Origin of the sequence: Brumicola blandensis (assembly GCF_031846165.1) — a bacterium.
Classification (GTDB): Bacteria; Pseudomonadota; Gammaproteobacteria; order Enterobacterales; family Alteromonadaceae; genus Glaciecola; species Glaciecola blandensis.
The window spans coordinates 977,858-1,001,024 of the sequence record NZ_JAVRIE010000001.1 but is presented as its reverse complement, the minus strand read 5'-3'; the positions used below and the strand labels follow the sequence as shown (position 1 = coordinate 1,001,024).

The 23,167-nt window shown below is 42.6% G+C and carries 17 protein-coding genes; 12 read left to right on the top strand and 5 right to left on the bottom strand.

Annotated features, from left to right (window positions below; all coding sequences use genetic code 11):
- The first annotated feature begins 178 nt into the window (after positions 1–178).
- Genes smc through ligA form a run of 3 tightly spaced genes read left to right on the top strand, consistent with a single transcriptional unit; the run spans position 179 to position 7,302 of the window.
- Positions 179–3,670, top strand: a complete 3,492-nt coding sequence (gene smc, locus RM544_RS04335; RefSeq protein WP_311360533.1) for a chromosome segregation protein SMC — start codon at positions 179–181, stop codon at positions 3,668–3,670.
- Between the two features lie 39 nt (positions 3,671–3,709).
- Complete coding sequence (zipA, locus tag RM544_RS04330) at positions 3,710–5,263, top strand: cell division protein ZipA (protein ID WP_311360532.1); 1,554 nt, start codon at positions 3,710–3,712, stop codon at positions 5,261–5,263.
- Positions 5,264–5,268: 5 nt separating this feature from the next.
- Positions 5,269–7,302, top strand: a complete 2,034-nt coding sequence (gene ligA, locus RM544_RS04325) for an NAD-dependent DNA ligase LigA (protein WP_311360531.1) — start codon at positions 5,269–5,271, stop codon at positions 7,300–7,302.
- 25 nt (positions 7,303–7,327) lie between these two features.
- Here ligA and RM544_RS04320 read toward each other — a convergent pair whose 3' ends face one another.
- Positions 7,328–7,837: a DUF2062 domain-containing protein gene (locus RM544_RS04320; RefSeq protein ID WP_311360530.1), complete on the bottom strand. Its 510-nt coding sequence runs from the start codon at positions 7,835–7,837 to the stop codon at positions 7,328–7,330.
- Between the two features lie 31 nt (positions 7,838–7,868).
- Between RM544_RS04320 and RM544_RS04315 the strand changes: the two genes are divergently transcribed.
- The 5 genes from RM544_RS04315 to kdsB all read left to right on the top strand — a co-directional run bounded on the left by RM544_RS04315 (position 7,869) and on the right by kdsB (position 14,164).
- Positions 7,869–10,277 carry a DNA internalization-related competence protein ComEC/Rec2 gene (locus RM544_RS04315; protein WP_311360529.1) on the top strand — a complete coding sequence of 803 codons (2,409 nt, stop codon included), beginning with the start codon at positions 7,869–7,871 and terminating at the stop codon, positions 10,275–10,277.
- A gap of 115 nt (positions 10,278–10,392) precedes the next feature.
- Complete coding sequence (msbA, locus tag RM544_RS04310; RefSeq protein WP_311360528.1) at positions 10,393–12,141, top strand: lipid A export permease/ATP-binding protein MsbA; 1,749 nt, start codon at positions 10,393–10,395, stop codon at positions 12,139–12,141.
- Between the two features lie 2 nt (positions 12,142–12,143).
- Positions 12,144–13,139, top strand: coding sequence for a tetraacyldisaccharide 4'-kinase (gene lpxK / locus RM544_RS04305; RefSeq protein ID WP_311360527.1), 996 nt, complete (start codon positions 12,144–12,146; stop codon positions 13,137–13,139).
- Positions 13,140–13,189: 50 nt separating this feature from the next.
- A complete protein-coding gene (locus RM544_RS04300; protein WP_311360526.1) occupies positions 13,190–13,390 on the top strand; it encodes a Trm112 family protein in 201 nt (66 codons plus the stop codon).
- Positions 13,391–14,164 carry a 3-deoxy-manno-octulosonate cytidylyltransferase gene (gene kdsB / locus RM544_RS04295; protein ID WP_311360525.1) on the top strand — a complete coding sequence of 258 codons (774 nt, stop codon included), beginning with the start codon at positions 13,391–13,393 and terminating at the stop codon, positions 14,162–14,164.
- 177 nt (positions 14,165–14,341) lie between these two features.
- On the opposite strand, the gene rimO is transcribed toward kdsB, so the two are convergent.
- The gene (gene rimO, locus RM544_RS04290; protein ID WP_311360723.1) at positions 14,342–15,784 is read right to left on the bottom strand and encodes a 30S ribosomal protein S12 methylthiotransferase RimO; all 1,443 of its coding nucleotides are present in this window, start codon (positions 15,782–15,784) and stop codon (positions 14,342–14,344) included.
- Between the two features lie 232 nt (positions 15,785–16,016).
- Here rimO and RM544_RS04285 point away from each other — a divergent pair, with 232 nt between their 5' ends.
- The 3 genes from RM544_RS04285 (at position 16,017) to RM544_RS04275 (ending at position 20,132) form a co-directional block, all read left to right on the top strand.
- On the top strand, positions 16,017–17,825 hold the full coding sequence (locus tag RM544_RS04285; protein ID WP_311360524.1) for a GGDEF domain-containing protein: 1,809 nt from the start codon (positions 16,017–16,019) through the stop codon (positions 17,823–17,825).
- A 192-nt stretch (positions 17,826–18,017) separates the two neighbouring features.
- Positions 18,018–19,535, top strand: a complete 1,518-nt coding sequence (locus RM544_RS04280; protein WP_311360523.1) for a hypothetical protein — start codon at positions 18,018–18,020, stop codon at positions 19,533–19,535.
- 126 nt (positions 19,536–19,661) lie between these two features.
- Complete coding sequence (locus RM544_RS04275; protein WP_311360522.1) at positions 19,662–20,132, top strand: DUF2919 domain-containing protein; 471 nt, start codon at positions 19,662–19,664, stop codon at positions 20,130–20,132.
- Between the two features lie 21 nt (positions 20,133–20,153).
- Here RM544_RS04275 and RM544_RS04270 read toward each other — a convergent pair whose 3' ends face one another.
- Together RM544_RS04270 and RM544_RS04265 are read right to left on the bottom strand one after the other, a co-directional pair.
- Complete coding sequence (locus tag RM544_RS04270) at positions 20,154–20,561, bottom strand: hypothetical protein (protein WP_311360521.1); 408 nt, start codon at positions 20,559–20,561, stop codon at positions 20,154–20,156.
- A 15-nt stretch (positions 20,562–20,576) separates the two neighbouring features.
- A complete protein-coding gene (locus RM544_RS04265) occupies positions 20,577–21,485 on the bottom strand; it encodes a LysR family transcriptional regulator (protein ID WP_311360520.1) in 909 nt (302 codons plus the stop codon).
- A 128-nt stretch (positions 21,486–21,613) separates the two neighbouring features.
- On the opposite strand from RM544_RS04265, the gene RM544_RS04260 reads away from it, so the two are divergent.
- On the top strand, positions 21,614–22,297 hold the full coding sequence (locus RM544_RS04260; RefSeq protein ID WP_311360519.1) for a hypothetical protein: 684 nt from the start codon (positions 21,614–21,616) through the stop codon (positions 22,295–22,297).
- A gap of 8 nt (positions 22,298–22,305) precedes the next feature.
- Here RM544_RS04260 and tcdA read toward each other — a convergent pair whose 3' ends face one another.
- The gene (gene tcdA / locus RM544_RS04255) at positions 22,306–23,085 is read right to left on the bottom strand and encodes a tRNA cyclic N6-threonylcarbamoyladenosine(37) synthase TcdA (protein WP_311360518.1); all 780 of its coding nucleotides are present in this window, start codon (positions 23,083–23,085) and stop codon (positions 22,306–22,308) included.
- Positions 23,086–23,167 lie beyond the last annotated feature (82 nt).

Sequence of the window (23,167 nt, the reverse complement as noted above, 5' to 3'; positions counted from 1 at the left end):
CTAGTTTCCTTTTTTAGATTTTAGCACTCTACGAAAGCAGTATATAGAACAAAAATCGTAGTGTAATCCGTAAATTAAGGCGAATTGTTACTAAGTTTTTCTTTTGTTACATTTCATTTGGCCTTAAGCTTTGAGCTTAGGGATTATTCATAACATAAAAGTAAACCAGTAGAGATTCATGCGCCTAAAAAAGATTAAGCTCGCGGGCTTTAAATCATTTGTCGATCCTACCACCATACCATTTCCTGGGGAAATGACTGCAGTGGTTGGGCCGAATGGCTGTGGAAAATCGAATGTTATTGATGCGGTTCGTTGGGTTTTGGGTGAAAGCTCTGCTAAAAACCTACGCGGCGATGCTATGACAGATGTTATTTTTAATGGTTCCACAGCGAGAAAAGCAGTATCTCAATGCTCTGTCGAATTGGTTTTTGATAACTCATCGGGACGCATTGCTGGCGAGTACGCCGGTTACAATGAATTGTCTGTTAAGCGGATAGTAACGAAGGAAGCAATGTCGAGCTATATGCTGAACGGCAGTAAATGTCGTAAGCGTGATATCACAGACCTATTCTTAGGGACGGGCTTAGGGCCAAGAAGTTATGCGATTATTGAGCAAGGCATGATTTCAAAGCTCATCGAGAGTCGACCCCAAGAACTTAGGGTGTTTGTGGAAGAGGCTGCGGGTATTTCCAAGTATAAAGAAAGGCGACGTGAGACTGAAAACCGAATTAAGCACACGAAAGAAAACTTAGAACGTTTAGATGATGTGCGTTCAGAGTTGGGTGAGCAGTTGAGTAAACTAAAACGTCAAGCCGCCGCAGCTACCCGATATAAAGAATTGAAAGCCAGTGAGAGAGAGCTAAAAGGGCAGCTAGCGGTGGCTCGTTGGTTAAAACAAAATGAGCTGATTACTCAAGCTGAAGCTGAAATTGAAAAAAAACAAACCGAGTTAGAGGAAGTTATTTCCAGGAAAAGGGGCGATGAATCCAACATCATTGCTTTTCGCGAACAGCAGGAAGCGCTCAAACAAAGTATCAACGATATTCAGCAGGTAATTTTTAAAACCAGCACCAACATCACTAAAATAGAACAGTCTCAGTTATTTTCGAAAAAACGAAAACAACAAATCCAAATGGAGTTGCAGCAACTGCAAACTCAATCACAACAGTTGGACGAACTGTATGCCGAAACCGCGATTGAATTATCTGTCGTACAAGATGAATTGGTTGAACTAGAACCCAATAAACTTCTGATGGAAGAGGCCTTGGAGAATGCTCAAATCTCGAGAGAAGAGGCTGAAGAAGCCTTAAGCGAGTTTAGCGAGAAGAACCGTGCAAGTGAAACGCAGTATCACGCTATCAAACAAAAGCTCCAAACCTGTCATGGACAAATACAAAATACTTTAAGTATGCAGCTGCGCACAGAGTCGCGTATTCGAGAACTAGATAGTGAGATCCGTGAATTAAACGACAATGATCCAAAAACGGAAGCTGAAGAACTGCAAACTGAATTGTTATTGGTTAACGAAGCATTAGAACAAGCAGAGGAAGACCGTAAATATACATCTACACGCTTGTCTGATGCACAGTCCAAAGTTGATGAACTGAATAAACAGTTAACGACAAGTCAGAATGAATTGTTGGGATTGAGCGCTCAAAAGGCAGCGTTGGATTCTATTCAGGAACAAAATGACCATTCTGATAATGGCTTGGGTGATCAAGCTTATCAACGATTAATGGACCATGCCGTGCCGATGAGTGAATACTTGCAGGTTGAAAAGGGCTACGAATCACTATTTGAAATTGTTCTAGCCATTTATCAGCTTCCTAAAGTCATTAACGACCTCAGCTTAAACGAACTTGACCCATCAGCTCTACCTGAGCGCAATGGACAAGTGTTGGTGTTTACGCGTGATATGAGCGAAACAAAGCCAGTCAATACGCTGGCTTCCAAGCTACAAAACCCACTTGTCCCCGAGTTGTTTTGCCAAATTAAGCTAGTCGAAAATATCAATCAAGCCTTTACTTTACGCTCACAGCTCAAGCCGGGCGAGTCTCTCATCAGCGAATGTGGCTTGTGGGTGAGTAAAGATACGATGATCAGCGGTGCAGGCACGCGAGTTGACCAAAGCTTGAGTCGGGTGGCTAAAATAAAAGCGCTGACCAGCCAGATCGCGACAGTTGAAGAAACGGTTGGAGCAAAACAAGCGACTTTGATGCAACATCAGCAAGCACTCGCTGAAATAAACGAACTCAAATTAGCGGCTGACTCCTTGTGTAAAGATTACGATGAGCAAAGCTTTAAGCTGAGTACGCAATTATCACAATTACAACAACAGATAGCACAACAAGAAATGCGTTATCAGCGCCTGTATCAAGAAAAAGAGCGGAATCAACTGAATGCTCAAGAGGAAGAGGAAACGCTCGAAACCTTAAATGAACAGGTTGAAATCCATGCCTTAGAGCTTGCAGAATATGAAGAGGTAATGCACAACACGCAAGAGCAGGGTGAAAAACTGACTGCAGCTTTGCAACAAGCGCGTGCTCATGTTGAGCAACTAGTGTCTCAAGCGCATAATTCGGCATTACAAGTACAACAAGTCAAGAATAAATACTCGTTACTCAAAGAGAAGCAGTCTTCTCGAGAAGAGCAGTTGGAAGAAATCAAAGAGAAAATCGAGTTGCTCCAGGAAGAAGCAGAAGAATTGTCCATGCCTTTAGAAGAGCAGCAAGATAAGCTACAAGAGCTGCTTGAGGCAAAAGAGTCTGAGCAGATTCGTCAAACAGAATTACAAGAAAAACTCAGTGAGATTGACGCGCGTTTACTTGAGGCAGAAAAAGGACAATCAGGTATTAATCAGGCGGCGGAGCGCATTAAATCTGAGATAGAAAGCACGCGTCTACAGGCTGAAGGTTGCAAAGTCAGAGCGCAGTCACACCTAGAACAATTGCAAGATATGCAACAAGCACTAAAACCAATTTTAGAAACCCTACCTGACGACATCGATGAAAAGCTATGGCAAGAAAACTTGGAACGCACAAGTGCATCTCTGTCGCGACTGGGCGCTGTAAATTTAGCTGCAGTCGAAGAATTTGAATCGCAATCTGAACGTAAAAATCATCTTGATGCTCAGAATGACGACCTTACACAAGCGCTAGAGACACTAGAAACTGCGATTAGAAAGATTGATAGAGAGACACGGTCACGCTTCAAGGCCACTTTTGATCAAATTAATGGCGACCTGAAAATGCTTTTTCCAAAGGTCTTTGGTGGTGGCAGTGCACACTTAGCGCTTACCGATGATGATATGCTAGACACTGGTGTCACTATTATGGCTCAGCCACCCGGTAAGAAAAATAGTACAATTCACCTGCTTTCAGGTGGAGAAAAAGCACTAACCGCATTATCATTAGTGTTTGCTATATTCAGGTTAAACCCTGCGCCGTTTTGTCTGTTGGATGAAGTCGATGCTCCTTTAGATGACGCAAATGTTGGACGTTTTTGTAAATTGGTCTCTGAGATGTCGAAAACCGTACAATTTATTTACATAACGCATAATAAAGTGGCGATGGAAATGGCAAGTCATTTAACTGGTGTTACAATGGCTGAACCAGGTGTTTCCAGAATGGTTGCTGTTGACGTAGAAGAAGCACTAGCAATCGCAGAATAAGTGTCAGCTATTACAGAATAAAAATAAGAGTAGTTATAAATGGAAGATTTGCGCTATACATTTTTAATACTAGGGGTCGTGGTGATTGTCGCGATCCTTGTACATGGTATTTGGACAATAAGAAAAAATGCCAAAGCCAATGAAAGACCTAAATTTCAATCCAGAGACTGGCAGGGCGACGGTGACGAGCCTACAGTTGATCCATTAGCACACAGTACCAGTGACGACAGTTACGATGATGTTGGCGTGGGGCCGGTGCGCATTATTTCTGGCGCATCTGCAGGCAATGAGCAATTCACTAATCAAAGCATCCCTGACCTTGAAGAAAACGATGAGCATAATGTTGCTGAACAAGATAGCATGCCGGACATCGACCCCACTGATCCTATGGTCAGAAGTGAGGCGCTGGTTGGTGATGATATAGATATTCAAAGAGAGCTTGAGTCGCAAAGTGACGTAAACCAAAGCGGTGGTGAACCTGAGAGTAGCGTAAGAGTTAACACACCAGAATTAGACGAAGGTCTTTCGCTAAGCCACTCAGAAATGGACTTTGCGCAACTGGCAGCGGAGCACGAAGAGGCGCCAGCAAAGTTATATGGCAGTGTCGTGACACAACCTAAGCCAGAGTTTAAACGCCAAACTCGTCCTAGTGAAACTAGTCGGCCACAATCTTCAGATACGAGTATTCCAGAGCCACCCCCGTTCCTATTGAAACCAGAAGCGGCAACGCCTCCTGTGAATACTGATGAAACACCTACCTCTTCAGCTTCAACACCGCCGATGAGTAACGAAGCCACCGCGCCTGCAAAAGCCGCAGCACCTACCAAAACAGTTCGTCCGGAAGTTGATTCTCAAGGGCGAGTAGAGCCAGAGTTTAAACTTGACGCAGAAGAAGTACCAAAAGCGGAAGAAGAGAAGCCAATTAGCCTCGCAGCACAGGCTAGAAAACTGGTTTCCAGGCGCAAAAAGAGCGTTGCGGATAAAATCCGTAAAGAGCCTCAAGTGCAAAATGCAGTGAAGACGAACGAAGAACAAATGCGCATCGACTTCACTGAAGAAGCATCATCACATACCAGTAGCAACGTAGAGCCCATTTCTGCCTCACGTGAGGATGCGCGCGCAAACGCTGAGCCTTCAGCAGGACAAAGCGGCGCCGTCGAGCAACCCACTGATGTTCTCGTATTGAATGTTAGAGCTCCTGAGGGTAACGAAATCATTGGTTCTGCTTTGCTACCCATGCTGCTCACCTTAGGCTTTAAATTTGGCGAACAAGATATTTTCCATCGCCATGTGAATACCAATGGCAAAGGTCCTGTGCTGTTCTCTCTAGCCAACCTATTCAAACCAGGGGTTTTCGATATTGATAATATTGAAAACTTTAGTACACGAGGTTTGTCCCTGTTTATGATGTTGCCAATTGAAGGCGAGCCACAGCAGGTTTTTAATATGATGCACAATGCGGCCAGGAAATTGGCAGATGAATTCGGTTGCCAAATTTTGGATGGCAGTCGAGGCGTACTCACGAAACAAGGCTTGCAGAAGTATTCTGAGCGTATCCGCGAGTTTGAAAGAAAACGAATTAACCGACAGTAGTAGGCATGACCGAATTAACTCAAGAACAAGCGCAAGTTGAAGTACAAACCTTACGAGCACAATTAGAAGATCATAATTACCAATATTACGTGATGGATGCGCCTAGCATTCCTGACGCAGAATATGATCGCTTAATGAAAGCGCTTATTAAATTAGAGAAAGCATTCCCTGTATTGCAAAGTCCGGATTCTCCCAGCCAGAAGGTTGGTGGTGTTCCTTTGTCGAAGTTTGAGCAAGTCACGCATGAAGTTGCAATGTTGTCACTCGACAATGGCTTTGAAGAAGAAGACCTCAACGCATTTGAAAAGCGTCTGCAAGACCGCTTATTAAATTTCAACGATCTGGAGTTTAGTTGTGAACCAAAACTTGATGGTTTGGCAGTGTCGATTTTGTATGAAAATGGCGTATTAGTTCAGGCGGCGACACGCGGTGATGGTCAAGTCGGAGAAAATATTACGCAAAATGTGAAAACTATTGCTAATGTGCCTATCAAGCTGAGAGGAGACAATATTCCTACTCGCGTTGAAGTTCGTGGAGAAGTTTTCATGCCCAAGCAGGGCTTTGATCAGCTTAATGATAATCAACGATTGGCGGGTGCCAAAGTATTTGCGAACCCAAGAAATGCTGCTGCAGGTAGCTTGCGACAGTTAGACTCGAGAATTACCGCGAAACGCCCCTTATTGTTTTATGCCTACAGCATGGGCGTCATTGAAGGTGAGAGTTTGACTAAGCTCGATTTGCATACAGAACGTCTAGCAGCGCTAGGTGACTGGGGCATTCCATTATGTAAAGAGTCTTCAGTAGCGAGAGGCGCTCAAGCTTGTATCGATTATTTCAGAAAAATTGGAGAGCAGCGTAACAGCCTTTCTTACGATATTGATGGCGTCGTTTTTAAGATAAACGATATTGGCCTCCAACAACGACTTGGTTTTGTGTCTAAAGCGCCACGATGGGCGATGGCACAAAAATTCCCAGCACAAGAAGAAATGACACGACTATTAGACGTGGAGTTTCAAGTGGGTAGAACAGGGGCCATTACCCCTGTTGCTCGTTTGGAGCCGGTGTTCGTTGGAGGTGTCACAGTGTCGAATGCCACTTTACATAATCAAGATGAAATTAACCGCCTTGGTGTTCGTATTGGCGATACAGTGATTATCCGTCGCGCTGGAGATGTTATTCCACAAGTCGTATCTGTAGTGCTCGCTGAAAGACCTAAAGATGCCAAGGAAATTGCTTTTCCTCAACATTGCCCAGTGTGTGAGTCACACGTTGAACGCACAGAGTCTGAAGCTGTAGCGCGATGCACCGGTGGTCTCGTGTGTGCGGCACAGCGTAAAGAGGCAATTAAGCACTTTGCATCTCGCAAGGCCTTCGATATTGATGGCTTAGGAGACAAGATTGTAGAGCAATTAGTTGAAGCAAGCTTGATTAAAAACCCAGCCGACCTTTTTAAACTCAACCTGCCAATGCTGACATCCTTAGAACGCATGGGAGATAAGTCTGCGGTCAACTTGTTAAATGCGTTGGAGTCTGCAAAATCAACGACGCTCGCCAAGTTTCTATACTCTTTGGGTATTCGTGAAGTAGGAGAGTCGACCGCAAGAAATTTGGCCCTTCACTACCGTGAACTGAGCGATATCATGAGCGCGGATATTGATTCATTGATTGAAGTCCAAGATGTTGGTGAAATCGTTGCGCAGCACGTGTTCCACTTTATGCGTGAGCCGCTCAATATTGATATTATCGAAGAGTTGATTGCTTTGGGGATCACTTGGCCAGCAATAGAAGAGGCATCAAAAGAACAGCAGCCTTTGCTAGGCAAAACCATCGTTCTGACGGGTACTTTATCGCAAATGGGCAGAAGTGAAGCGAAAGCTAAGTTGCAAGATTTGGGTGCTAAGGTGTCGGGCAGTGTGTCAGCGAAAACCGACTTATTGATCGCGGGTGAAAAAGCGGGCTCTAAGTTAACTAAAGCTGAATCTTTGAATATCGAGGTGTGGAACGAAGACCAAATGTTAGCCTTCTTCGCCGAGCAATAAGCTCACTCTGCATGAGTTTGGAAGTCTATGCAGACTTCCGAGCTTTCCAAGCGCGCATGACCGAATAACGCCAAACCCAATCTAAGCTGAAATACCCCAATACTCCGAAAAACACTGAGCAAATTGCACACCCTAATAGGAAGGCTGGGCCAATAGTGCCTAAGCTTTCTGCTAACCACGTCCAACTCAATTCAAACGTAAATTTATCAACTTCAGTCCCAAGTACAGTACTCCCGACAAGGTAAGCACCGTAGAATATAGGTGGCATGGTGAGTGGATTGGTAATCCAAACGGTTGCTATCGACAAAGGTAAATTGACTCTAAAGATGATAGCCACAGCGGTAGAAAAAATCATTTGAAAGGGTACTGGCCAAAACGCAAAAAACAAACCAACACCGAATGCGCCACTCGCCGAACGACGATTTAAATGCCACAAATTAGGATCGTGAAGCAGTTTACCGAATACCTTGAGGTAACGGTTTTCTTTCACTGCTTTGTGATCCGGCATATAACGTCGTATAAACTTTTTCGGCATTCTTCTGTTTTTATCTCTCTAGGAGACCTCATTGGCAAGTCATGAAAAACCGATGTTCGCCTTCATCATGATCTGCTTTAGTAGCATGTTCTGGCCAGTCTTACCGGCGATGTCTATGCTACCTGTGTTGTGTGTTTTAACTGCACTTTGTTTGTACTTTTGTTCCAGAAATTGGATAACAGGTTTGGTCATCGGCATTCTTTGGGCGAGCAGTGTAGGACATTGGTATTCGTCTTGGCAACTCCCCTATCGTTTTTTTAATAAAAATATCATGATAGAGGGCGTTGTAGACTCGCTTCATATTGAACAAAATCAAGGTGAACAGATCAATTATCTCGAAGATACCTATGTATATCCAACTCCTTTAGCTAAGATCAAAAAAAGTCAGGAAAAACCGCCCGCGAACAAAGTATATATAATCAAAATCAAGCGTTTGGGTGTGACCTCGTTGACTCAGCCCGTGTTTGTTAGAGTGTCATGGTTTGCACCTATTTTACGACTGCGCCAGGGCAATCAAGTTCAATTGCTAGTGACATTAGCGCCACCACACAGTGTGTTAAACTCTGGCGATTTTGTATTGCAAAAATGGCTGGCAAGCAAGAATATTGTTGCCTTGGGGAAGGTGCGCGCCAGCCCCTCAAATCAAATTGTCGATGCTAGTATCACTTGGCGCCAATCCCTTGTTGATCAAGTTCAGAGCATAGGTTTGGAGCACAGTCGCTGGATCATGTCGCTTGCTGTTGGCGCGCGTCAGGGTTTGACAGCTGAAGATTGGGAAATACTCCAAGTTAGCGGGACAGCACACTTGTTTGCTATCTCTGGCATGCACTTGGCTATTGTGACAGGTTTGTTCATCGTAATATTCAAAGCCATCGCTTTTCTATTTTATCACTTACGCGCTAAGCTAAGTGGCAAATTAAGCGGCAAAAATCGAAGTGCATTTCTTTTACAAAGGAACGTCATTAGAATTTGCTTAGTACTTAGCCTACCTTGTTGTGCTTTATATGCCGTACTAAGCGGTCTGCAAGTTCCCGTTTTACGAGCGCTTCTTGGACTAATATGTTATCTCTACTTAGTCTATTTCTCCTTGTATTGGCGCTTTACTAGCGTTTTCTTATTTCTACTGTGTACTTTTTTAATTATGTTCCCGCTATCCATACTGAGCCTGAGCTTTTGGTTTAGTTTTTCAGCAGTGCTGTTGATTGTTTTCTTTATATGGCGTTTTACACAAAAGGGGATGTCACTCAAACAAAAAGTACTGAACCTCATTTACTTACAAGTATTTTTAAGTGTGTTTATGTTACCCGCTACAGCCGCTAATTTTGCCACAATATCCATCATTTCACCTGTTATTAATTTACTGCTGTTGCCCCTGTTTTCGTTTGTTTTGGTTCCTCTTAGCTTACTATCTATTATTTTGCTGCTGCTTTCGTTCAATAGTGCGGCGACTTCTATTCTGTTTGTTCTTGATGATTTGTTCGATCTGCTATTGTCCTTGCTCACCTTTGCTACATCATTGCCTATGTCTGGTTTTCGTGGCTTAGCGTATCCAGGCCTTTTTTGGTGTTTGGTAATCGTACTCTTACTCTTCATCACCTTACCTTTTTGGCCTCAACGTAAGTTGATTGTTTCCAGCCTCATTGTTTGTATGTTCCTAAGCATTTTTGAGTGGCCTGTACCAAAACACAGGTGGAAAATGACCCTTGTAGATGTGGGACAAGGTTTAAGTGTGTTAATTCAATCAGAAGGCGAAGTGTTAATTTATGATACTGGGCGAATATTTCCTGATGGCATTTTGCCTATGGGTGGCAGGAGGGGAGACTTTTCTTTCGATGTGGATACCCTAGTTAACTCGCATTACGACAATGATCACGCTGGGGGAAATGGTTTCTTGTTCAGTACATATAACGTTAAAAATGCCTTTGGTCCTGATTATGGCTGCTATCAAAGCACAGATAAAAATCAGGAGCCATGGTTGAAAGGCGTAAAAATCGATGTGCTTTGGCCCTTACATGCTGTGAGTGGTGAGAATAACAATGAGTCTTGTGTATTGAAAATAAGCAAAGGGGAATTCAGCGTTTTATTAACAGGAGATATTGAGGCAGAGGTTGAGCGTAAGCTTGTCGCTTTATATAAAAATACAGGTGAGCTCAAATCAACGATACTGGTGTCGCCACATCACGGCAGTAAAACGTCATCAAGCCTAGCGTTTGTAAAGCATGTGCAAGCGGAATACGCCTTGGTTAGTAGCAAATTTATGAATCAGTGGGGCTTTCCGCATGCGTACGTTCTTTCAAATTATGCTTCGATTGGTACAAAGGTGCTTAATACAGCGTATGACGGCAGCATAGGGATTGAAATTGGACAGCAGGGTTACCATATTCACACCATGCGTGGCGACTTTTTAAGCCCTTGGTACATGAATATCCGTCGTCGTTAAGAATATTTGGGGATTAAGGCCGCTTCCGTTAGAATGTGCGAAGAAATAGATTCTGGTGGTAAAGGTCAACAGGCCCTAACAGCAATAAATTATAAAACAAGGAGCTACGCGCAGAATGACTGCCAATTTAGAGCCTGAGCAGAAAGTGGTAAAACGCTTTTTAAAATACTTAGTCCCATTCAAACTGCCATTCTTTATCGCCATTATTGGCATGCTCGGCTATGCAAGTATTGATTCTTTAGTGATTTCACAACTACAACCAATGATAGATGTGGGCTTGAATGACGATAATTCTGACTTCTTGCGCATTGCAGCCTATGCGATCGTTCCCATTTTTATCGTGCGCGGCTTATTCAATTTCATGGGGACTTACACTTTGAGTTGGATAAGTTCTCAAGTAGTGATGAAAATGCGTCAGCAGTTGTTCGAAAAATATATTCATTTGCCTGTCGAATTTCACGATCATCAATCTGCAGGCAATCTCATATCAAAAGTGACGTTTGATACCGAACAAGTCGCAAATGCTGCAGGAAAGGCCTTCTTGACCTTGATCAGAGAGGGGGCATTTGTCATTGGCTTATTAGTGGTGATGTTCTACAACTCGTGGCAGCTATCTGCAATATTCCTCATCATTGCCCCCTTAGTCGCCATTATTGTCAGCTTTGTGAGCAAACGTTTCCGAAAGGTCAGCAAAGCAATCCAAAAAGCAATGGGCTCTTTGACGACGGGTGTTGAGCAGGCGGTGAAAGGACATAAAGTCGTGTTGATGTTTGGTGGACAAAAATTAGAATCAGAGAAATTTTTAGAAACGAATAATCACAATCGTCAACAGACTATGAAACTTGCTACGGCACAGATTTTGAGTGTCTCTACCATCCAAGTGATCGCTTCTGTTGCCTTGGCATTTGTCTTATTTTTGGCAAGTACACCAAGTATGCTACAAGACTTAACCCCAGGCGTATTCACCACTGTCGTGTTCGCTATGATGGCTTTGCTAAAACCGTTAAAACAGATCACTACCGTGAACAATGAGTTTCAGAAAGGTATGGCAGCTTGTTCCAGCATTTTTGAGCTATTAGACCATGAAGACGAAGTAGATTCCGGGAAACGCGAGCTCACGCGCATTAGTGGCGATTTATCTTTTAAAGATGTGACGTTTACTTATCCGAGTAAAGATGAGCCAGCTCTGAAGAACATCACTTTTGATGTCAAAGCAGGACAAACCATCGCTCTAGTGGGTCGTTCAGGAAGCGGTAAATCAACCTTATCAAATCTTCTGACTCGTTTTTATCAAGCAGATTCAGGCGACATTATTATTGATGGTGATGCTATTGAAGACCTTAGCTTAAAGTCACTTCGCAGACAGTTTGCTTTGGTGTCTCAACAAGTCACCTTGTTCAACGATACCGTAGCGAACAATATCGCTTATGGCTGCGCAGACACGGTTACCAGAGAACAAATCATTAAAGCTGCGGATATTGCGCATGTTACCGACTTTGTGAACCAACAAAAGAATGGGTTCGACACAATTGTTGGTGAAAATGGCGTGACCTTATCCGGCGGCCAACGCCAACGGATTGCGATTGCAAGAGCTATCCTAGCTGATTCACCGGTATTGATTTTGGACGAGGCCACTTCGGCGCTAGATACCGAATCGGAAAAATTCATTCAGCAAGCACTAGATGAGTTGCAAAGGAGCCGCACAAACATTGTGATAGCACATCGCTTGTCAACGATTGAAAAGGCCGACCTTATTCTAGTAGTAGAGCAAGGCGAAATAATAGAGCGGGGCACGCATACTGAATTGCTGGCGAAGCAAGGTATGTATTCGCAACTGCATCAAATGCAGTTTTCACAGGCTTAATGATGTCGCTTCAAAAAGCGTGGTTTAGCGAGCGTAAATGGGTCTACCTTCTTTTACCGCTAAGTACCTTGTTTTATTTATTGAGCGCTTTACGAAGGCTCGCCTTTAGGCTTGGTCTACTTTCATCGGGTAAACCTGCAGCAAAGGTCATTATTGTGGGTAATATTTCCGTAGGTGGTAATGGTAAAACACCCACGGTAATTGCCATTGCAAAACACCTATCATCGAAAGGATATTCTTGTGGCATCTTATCGAGAGGTTACGGTGGTGATCAAACAGAATTTCCATACCACGTTAAGTCGACTGATGAGCCGAGTTTGGTTGGCGATGAACCTGCCTTAATCAGTCGACGTTTGTCTTGTCCGGTAGTGATAGATCCGGTGCGCAGAAGAGGGGCTGATTATTTATCGACCACTCTGTCTTGCGATGTGATTATTTGTGATGACGGTTTGCAACATTATGCTTTAAAAAGAGATTTTGAAATTGTGGTCATGGATGGTAGAGGCATTGGGAATGGGTTTTTGCTACCCGCAGGTCCGCTTAGAGAAACTCAAAAACGACTAAAGAATGTCGATGTTATTGTTCACAATAGCGAGTTAGTTCCATCTTGTATTTCACAAGAATTGAAATCTAAAACGGTCCAAATGCGTCTGAGAGCGACACGCTGGGTAAACGTCAAAAGCGGTCAAATAAGTGACAATATAAGAGAAAAATCCACACTCAACCAATGCTCAGCGCTAGCAGGTATCGGCGACCCAAAACGCTTTTTTTCTACACTCAAAGCGCTTGAAATCGAGTGTAGTGAATTACTGCCATTTCCGGATCATCACCAATTTACCAACCACGATTTACCCAACAATATGGTGCTAATGACTGAAAAAGACGCGGTGAAAATAAAACCTTTCGCGCACGACAACTGTTGGTATTTGGAAGTTGAAGGGGATATAGAAGCGTTATTTTTTGAGAAAATAGAACAGAAGCTTAACAGCGTACAGTAAGTTGTAGGATTTGTTAGCTTGTATTAGAAATTGACTAAAAGGAGAGTTATATGGCTTTTGATAAGCAGTTACTCGACATACTTGCATGCCCTGTGTGCAAAGGTAAGCTTTTGCTGCCAAAAGAACAATCTGAGCTTATTTGTCGCTTCGACAGGCTTGCGTATCCTATCAAGGATAATATCCCCGTACTGTTGGACACAGAAGCTAGGGAGCTAAGTCTTGATGAGCTTGAAAGCCTGAAGGGAGCATAAATGGACTTTATTGTCGTTATTCCAGCTCGATATGGTTCAACACGCTTTCCTGGCAAGCCTCTGGCTATCATTCATGGAAAACCCATGATTCAGCATGTCGTCGAACGCTCTGTTGAAGCAGGTGCCACAAGAGTAATTGTGGCTACCGATGACGAACGAATTGCAAAAATCGTTGGTAGTTTCGGTGCAGAGGTGTGCATGACTAGCAATACTCATGAGTCGGGTACCACCAGGATTGCAGAAGTGATCACCATCAACGATATTGACGACGATACGATTGTGATTAATGTGCAGGGCGATGAGCCATTTATCCCAAGTGGTAACATTCAACAGGTAGCGCAAAACTTACATGACAACCAGGATATTCCAATGGCAACACTTGCGTATCCGATTGAAGATGTAAATGACATATTCAATTCAAATGTAGTCAAAGTGCTAAGTGATAAGCGAAAGCGAGCAATGTACTTCTCACGCGCGCCAATACCTTTTGACCGCGATGCTTTTGCGGGAAGTGGTGTCGTTGCTCAAAACGCGGATATTGCCGAATTAGCATCGGTATACTTAAGGCATATTGGTATTTATGGTTATCGAGCCGGCTTTATCAATCAGTATGCTAGTTTAGCACCTAGCCAATTAGAAAAGACAGAATCGCTCGAACAGCTAAGGGTGCTGTGGCATGGCTACGACATTCATGTTGACGTTGCTAACCATGCACCACCTCATGGTGTGGACACACCAGAAGACTTAGAAAGATTAAACCGCAGCGATATTTAGGTGCTTAGTATTTAGGTGAGTAGTATTTAAGTGAGTAGTATTTAAGTGAATAGAATGAAAAAGGTTACACGTAATGATACGCGTAACCTTTGTGGGCTTTTAGCAATATGACTTTTTGAAAAAAACTCGTTTTCTGTTCTTTTTCGAATTTATGGAAAATTACGCACCATAAATAACTTAATCAGTGCTGGTTTCATCGTCTTCTTCGACGGGAACTGCCCATAAATCATGTTCGTCAGCATGAATGATTTCAACCCATAAACGTTGGCCGGCTTGGACGTCGAAAACACCATTTAGGTGTACAACACCATCAATTTCTGGAGCATCTCCGAAAGTTCTAGCAACGGCGCCTTCAGCATCAATACTGTCAATAACAACGTTGTACTCACTACCAATTTTATCTTGTAAGCGTTGTTGGCTAATTTCTGACTGTACAGCCATGAAGCGTTGGAGTCTGTCTTCCTTTACATCTTCATCGACAGGATCAGGTAGCTCGTTTGCCTTTGCTCCTTCTACAGGAGAATACTTAAAACAACCGACTCGGTCGAGTTGTGCTTCTTTCAGAAAGGTCAATAACTCTTCAAACTCTTCTTCGGTTTCTCCCGGAAATCCAACAATAAACGTTGAGCGGATAACGAGTTCTGGGCATATCTCGCGCCATTTCTTGATTCGCTCAATCGTTCGGTCGGCAGAACCAGGCCTTTTCATCAGGCGAAGAATACGCTTATTGGCATGCTGGAATGGGATATCTAAGTACGGCAGAATTTTACCTTCTGCCATCAGGGGGATTAAGTCATCTACGTGTGGATAAGGGTACACATAATGTAGTCGGATCCACATGTCCATTTCACCCAACTTCTCACACAACTGTTGCATGTGTGTTTTGACCGGCATCCCGTCCCAGAAGTCAGTTTTATAATTCACATCGACACCATAGGCGCTAGTGTCCTGAGAAATAACCAATAGTTCATTTACCCCCGCTGCTTTCAAGCGTTTGGCTTCACTCAGTACCTCTCCAACTGGACGACTGACTAAATCCCCGCGCATTGACGGAATAATGCAGAAAGTACAGCGATGGTTGCAACCTTCAGAAATCTTCAAATACGCAAAGTGTTTTGGGGTTAACTTAATACCGTGGTCAGGTACCAGATTCAGGAAAGGGTTATGCTCTGGCTTTGGGAGGTGCTCGTGGACTTGATTGACAACTTCCTCGTACGCATGTGGACCGGTAATAGATAATACATTTGGGTGTACTTCTCTAATTTCGTCTTCTTTAATGCCTAAGCAGCCAGTCACAATTACTTTACCATTCTCGGCTAATGCTTCTCCAATCGTGTCTAGAGATTCTTGCACTGCAGAGTCGATAAACCCACAGGTATTTACGATGACCAGCGCCGCGTCATTATAGCTTGGCACCACGTCATAACCTTCTGTACGTAACTGAGTTAGAATACGTTCTGAGTCGACTAGGTTTTTTGGGCAGCCCAAACTAACAAAGCCAATTTTCGTGGTTTGCTGAGTTGGTTCAAGTTGTTTAACGGCAATAGATTGCTGCGCTAAAACGTCTTTGGGACCTTCCATAGTGGTGGTCTGATTAGGCTTATACTGATTAACTGTCATTAGATTTTTCATGCTTTGCTTTAATGGCGCGAAGTATAGCGTAAACCGAGTTTTAACAGAACTCCTTTATCGCTTTCCAGCCTTTTGTTTCTGCACAAACTAGCGCTTAATTCGATAGTGGCCTGCCAGTGACTGCCAAGCTAATGTTTTTGTATTCATCAGATAAATTGAAAAAGAAGTAATGCCGTGTAATTATTCACCATCATCTTTTTCAATTAGACAAGAGTAATCCGTGTTTTTTCATCCCAGCATCAAGTTTGTCACGATATTGTCAGTACTCGTTTCATTTAATATCAAGGTTGCTCTCGCCCAAGATACTCCCGACATCAATGACTTTATCGAACGTGTGAAAGTGAAAACCTTTGATTGTCCAAACAGTGAATTAATGCCACAACTTAATCGTTTTCTCGATAGCGATAGCATCCCCCAAGATGCGCGCTTTCAGTTGGGTGCAGAAAAAACGCACTGGCTAATTTGTACTGGCAATTTTTCCGAAGCGCAAACCGAAATTGATAAGTTACTAGCAGACCCTCAGGCTGACCAATCACAATATTACTATGCCTCTTCGGTCTACCAGAAAGGCTTCATTTATGATGTACAAGAAGATCAGAAACGTTGTGATTATTACGCTCAGGCACGAGAGTTATCCAAAGAAAAACACGATGATATTAGCTTAAGCGCGGAGCTTGGCCTAATGACTTATTGTGAAGAAGAAATCAGTGAGGGAGAAAAACTCGCTCGTTTGTATCAACTCTTAGAAAAGTATTCGTTTCGAGGTGATCAACCTACGGTTGCGCATATTCATAATCAAATAGGCCTGCTATATGGTCGAATTGGTCAACATGTATTAGCCGCAGAGCAGTTTTGGAAAACTTATGAACTGGGGTTTAAGCACTATGAAGGGGCTAACAAATATGCTTCTCTCATTAGTGTATTTACTTCTTTGATTGCTAGCTCACAATACGAAGAGGCGCTGAAAGTAATTGATTTATTGGATACGGCTCGTGAAGAAGAGCTCGGTAATCTTGTGCATGCTTGGTATTACTATGCATTAGGGCGGTATCATCAAAGTTTGCAGAACGGTCCAGCATTAAAGGAAGTTGTGCGCAATTGGAAAGCCTATTTTGAAGGAATGGAAACCAGTATATATGCCGGAATGCATCGATGGTTTAAAACCGAAGTGTGTATTTACGAGGAAGATTTAGCTTGCTTGGGCGGCTTTGTTGTTGAGGAAGAGAGTAAAGGTCCAGCATCGCTTAGCTTCATGCGAGGAAACGCTGATCATTTGAATTTACTTGCAAGGGCTCATTTAGCATTGGGTGACCAAGCTAAAGCCAAGTATTACTTAGACACTTTTTCCCAACAAATGCGCATTAAATTAGCGAATAACCAGTCATCAGGAAAGGTGCTAGGGGTGGCGAGCCTATATAGTAAAATAGATGAGCTAGAAACGGATTTGAACATAGCAAAACTAAACAGAGAGCGTGTTATCTATATTTCGATAGGGATTGTCTTATCAGTGATTCTATTTTTTGCTTTTGCGTTCCATCGCAAGCAGCTTGAAGCGCAGTCTTACGATTCAGTCACTAAGTTGTTAAATAGCCAAGCAGCAAGAACCAAAATCAAAAAGGTTAGTGCACCCTCAGGCAACAAGTCGAATGCCTTGGCCTTATTTGACTTGGGTAATTTTAAAGAGGTGAATCGTTTATTAGGCTCAAGCAACGCTGATGAAGCGCTGCAGCAAATTGCCATGACGTTTAAAAACATCACTAGAGAGTCTGATATTCTGGGTCGAATTGCGCCAGAACAATTTTTATTGTGTTTGACGGATATTGAAGAGGAAACAGCAAAAAGTTTCTTCCAACGAATTCAATTTGCTCTGCAAAATACAAACTTGGGCGTCAGTAAAGGCATCAATATCAGTGTTAGGTCTAGTATGAGTATCTATGTCACGACCAAAACATTTCATGATCTCGATGACGTGATTGACGACATGACTCTCAGCCTTAGTCTGCAATCAGAACAGCCCAATAATACATGAGTTTACACAACATCTTAAACTGACAGTGCAATGTAAAGAAGTGTCAGTTTTTGCCCGTGAATGTAAGTAAAGTTCAAGCTTTGTAAAAGACTGTAAAGGTATAGAACTTCCTCGCTAATCCAGAGACCTATCGTGTGATAACAAGCATTAATAATCAGTTGCTTGTTCGCTTTCACATATATAGGAAAAAACATGATAAACAACAAAAATAGGCAGGGGCTTTCCGTTCTTTTTAAAGCATCTTTTATTGTCGCAAGTGCATTATTAATGGCTGCTTGTGGTTCGGATAGTGACGATGACGGCGAAGATGCATACATTAAACTTTACAATGCATCGCCCAATGCGCCAGCAATTTTCTTAAGCCTAGACGAAGATCTTGACGAGGACGATGATGATGAAGTCGAGATTACTTACTCTTCGGTCCGCTTTGGCGAAGCGGGCACTACTAAGACGATACCGACTGATACCTATTTTGTTGAACTCGCTTGGCAAGAAGAAGATAGTTCAGCGCGCTCGGATTTAACGCTGATTAGCCAAGAACAACTCAGGCTCAGTGCTGATAGTATTCATATGATAGTGTTGGCAGGCGATATTCTTGCACCTAATATCTTAAGCTATGACATACCTGTGATAGATGACGATGAAGACGATGATCTTGACCAATTTAATTTGAGAGTACTGAATATCAGTAGCAATACAGCAGCCTATGATATTTATTTGTCAGACTCTGATGAAACCTTCAATGAAGCAGAATTGATCGGTAGCTTTAGTCCAGAAGAGCTTTCTGATAATTTAAAGTACGATCAAGAACAGTACCTTTTTTATGTTACTGAGGCCGGAAGCAATGACGTTGTTTATCAATCAAATGAAGTGACTTTTAGCTTAACCGCGCAATATGTCCTCGCTATTCGCGATAACACAGGTGTTGGTAGCGCTCCTGTGGTCTTAGATCTTCTTTCCAATAGCGCGACAACTAATTTGCCAGATGATGACTCAGAGGCGAGGGTACGCTTCTTTAATGGTATGCAAGTGAGTGAATTATTACCAGATTATACGGGGGCAGTTGATATTTTTACCGCTACTAACGCGGAAACAGCTGATGTTACCAGCTTAGCTGAAAATACTTTCAGTACTGCTTTAGACAAAGATAATGGCGATTTTAGCGTGAGAATTATTGACACAAATTCAGAAGAGAAGTTATTTGCCAATCAATTGTTGAGCTTGCCAGAAAATACCTACAAAACAATATTCTATTACATTCAAGAAGAAGCGGTTGATGAAGACGGCGACGGTAATATTGATGAAAATGATGACGGTATTGTAGATGCTTATAGGCCGGTTCTGCGAACCCTTGAAACAACTAATTCTGAGGGAAGCAGCATATACGAACACCAAGTGAAAGTGGTGAATCTAGTTGATAATTTAGATTTCTCTCGAATAGTGGTTTATTTCGTCAAGAGTGATGAAATTATTTCCACTGCAGAAGCGACTCGTACCGTCGTATTTGGCAATCAATCGAGTTTGTTTTTGAGGAATAATACGTATCAGGTATTCGCTGTTGCTGAGATTGATGGCACTGAAATAATTCTAACGCAAAGTGAATTAACCTTGGATGAGGACAGTGGACCATTATTCATGATTATGGTGGAAGATGTGAATGCAGAAAATGAGGTGAGTATTCAATGGGAGTCTCAAATCAGTGGCCTATAAAGGCAAAGGGTAAAATAGAGTAAGGCGAAGTAAAGGCTTGAGAAAAGCACTATACTTCTAGCGATGATCCTTGTATAAAATGCGGCTGTTGTACTACGGCCGCTCAAGGAAACTAAAAGCAAGCACATGAAATTACCATTGCCTCTACATAAATATGATGAGAATGGGCGTGTAAAACCACCCCTGATGTTAATGCTATCGCTGGTTTTTCTTGCTAGAAGCATTGTCGTTTTCATTGCTTCTTTATCGTTTCGTGAGGACGGTGGTTTGCTATTGAGTTTGTTTTATCCAGATAAATATCAATTTTATCTATCACTGAGTAGCGCAATTCCAGCCTTGGTTTTAATTTTTGTAATTGGTTTTAGAGAAAAAATTTGGAAAGCAGGTAAAGCCAAGTTGTTTTACGTTTTACCTTGGTTTATCGGCATTGTTCTTTGCGTTGACATATTATTGCAGCTTTATATCGTCACAAAACTACACTTTCAGTTTTCTTGGCCTAGCGCTCTGAGCTTGCTGGTGACAATGCTAATAGTGTGGTATTTATTCTTAAGCGCAAATGTTAAGGTCTTGATAAAAGACTGGCCCTTAAAAGAATAGTCTAGGGCCTTTCATTCATTACTACTGCGTCAACTGCCCAAGGGCTTCGTCAAAATATCGTTTGACGCTAATTTTACTATTATTCACAAGTCTCTCATAACAAATACCGGCGAAAGCAAAAGACTTGTCATTAAAAATCAACATGATGGTCGGTGCATCTTCGTTTTCGATATTGTATTGCCATTGACCGCCAGCTAGTTTTCTAAACGTTTCACCAATGTACGCACCGTATATATTGCATATGGTGAACACGGCTTTGTCTTCTAGGGCTTGTTCTTTATAGTTTTCCAAGAATTGAAGAATGATTTGATCCACTTGCGCCACACTGTCGACTGAATAGTCTAGCTGCACATTGAATTCTTCTTGGCTTGTTGTGATTGCGTCGTTTGCACTATCGCGCATCAATTGGTTTAAAGCTTGTTGTTCCATAGCCACTCTTTTTTATTAATCCAGACAAGAAGGTAAATCAATTTCACGATGATGTAAAATGAGCTTCTCTAAAAGCTGTGTCCCAGGGCCTTTATTATCCGGCGTCGGACAGACTAAAAATGCAGTCATTTGTTTGAAAGTGCTCCCTTCGACCGTCAGCGAAACGAGTCTGCCGTCATCAATAAGGGTTTTAACACGATGATACGGTAACCAACAGAAGCCCATTTTTTGCAACAGCAAATCAATGGCCGTATCGAACTGGCTAACGGTCCATCTATTTTCTGATTTTAGCCAACCGCTTTTTTCATCAGGTCGCTCTGCAGAGTCTTTGATGACTATTTGTAAGTGCTGTGCTAATTCATTTGGGTCAATGGGGCTTTGCATACTTGCAAGGTCGTGCTGCGCATGACAAACAAGCACAAACTCAATATGCGCAATTGGCTCGCCCAGGAATCCTTTAGGAACTTGCATATGAATGACTAAATCGGCCGTGTGGCGAGTGATTGCATCTTCGGTGCCAGTTAACACATGGTCAATGATTTGTAGGCGACTGCCTCTCGATTCGGGAAGAAAGTCCTGTAACACAGGAAATAGAAGAGAACGAGGGTAGGCTAAATCAACGACCAGCGAAATTTCTGGCTCCCAATCTTGATTGATATTGACTGCTAGCGATTCTAAGTCCTCGACGTTCTGTGTTAAATAACGTGAGCGACGAAGCATGACTTCACCGGCTTCCGTGAGAACAGCTTTACGTCCCACAACTTCAAGTAGTTGCACGTTTAGCATGTTTTGCAGTTTGGCAACCGCATGATTTAACGAGGACTGTGATTTATTGAGCTTTTCTGCAGCTTGTGCATAACCCCCGAAATCAACAACGGCTTGTAGTATTCGCCACTGCTCTAAGGTGCTTTTCGGCCTATACAAAATGTGCCTGTCCTTCTATAAATTTTGTGTGTGAGATTTTTATGATTAAAAACATGTAATTAAATTTCCTGATCTTCTCTTAAAGCATAGCGTAAACTTACGATAAATCACGTTTTAATCGGTTTGATATGAAATACGCATCGTTTTTACCTTTGTCAGCGCTTGTTGCCCTTAGTCTTATTGCTCTATTAGTGCATTACCAAGTGATACCACCAGGCTTAAGCATTCTCGAGTCTTTACAAAGCAGCATGGCGAGCGGCTTTTTTGTGATGATATTCTTGATCATCCTTCTCGAATCGATTATCTATATAGGTTTTTATTTTCCAGGGCAGTTTTTCGCTGTCATCCTCGTCGTAGGCTCCAAGCCAAATACCATGGATGTGGTTTACTTAACTATCTGCATGGTGTTGGCTGCGACAATAGGATCGTTCATTAACTTTATGTTGGGAAAAATGGCCGCTAGGCGTCAAGAAAGGAAGGGTGAGCCTCCTGAAACCGAAAAAACCAAACTAAAACATCTACTGTTGGCTATGATCCACATTAATTCTTTAGCCTTTTTTATGTTCTCTCAAGGTAACCAAAGAAAATCTCCGAAAGTCATTGCGACTGCTGGATTGTTAAACTTACCGTATTACCTTCTGCTGATAGCCGGCACTGCCGTGCTGAGCGAACAAGTAATGGCGATGGCTGAAAATACCGCGCTACTCATCAGCATTGTATCCTTGTGGCTGCTTATCGCTTTGTATTTTGATGTGAAAAAGCATCGCTCAAGTGACAATAAAGGCGACGATAAAGGTGACGCAAAAGCATAGTATTAGTCTTATTTGAGTATATGTTTGATTGCTCTGCTGGCAGCAACTAAACCAAATGTGGCTGTCACACCAACAAACGCTCCAAAGCCAGTGCTGCAATCCATTTTACCGCTGCCTTGTTGCTGTGTTTTTTGGAAGCTAACAGTGCCATCGGGCTGTGGATAGCGCAGTTGCTCTGAGGAGTAAACGCATTCCACTCCAAAATTACGCTTTGGATTTTTACTGAAATTATAAGAACGTCTTAATTCTGATCGAAGTTTAGCCGCGAGTGGGTCTTGTATTGTTTTGGCTAAGTCGTTGCATGTTACCAGCAGCGGATCGATTTGTCCGCCCGCGCCACCGACAGTAATGACTTTTATTTTGTTGCGTTTACAAAATGCAATCATAGATGCTTTCGCCTGCACACTATCCACTGCATCTATCACCACATCAAATTCATTGGACAGATAGCTTGAAAGGGTTTCTGACGTCAGAAAGTCTTCAATAGCATTAACCTGACAATCGGGATTAATATCCAGCATTCTTGCTCGCATCACCTCGACTTTCGATTGTTCTATCGTCGAATCGAGGGCATGCAACTGACGATTAATGTTAGTGCTAGCAATGTCGTCTAAATCTATCAATGTAATATTACCAACGGCGCTACGGGCCAGCGCTTCAGCAGTCCATGAGCCAACGCCACCAATGCCAACAACGGCAACATTTGCGCTCATCAATTTTCTAACACCTTGTGCCGAATATAATCGGCTTAAGCCAGAAAAACGGCTTGGAATACTCGCTTCGTTCATTCATTTTCTCTTAAATAAGTTTCTTATCATGCCATTCATTTAAATAATTCTATTTAATCGAACGATTTATGCGATTAATAGC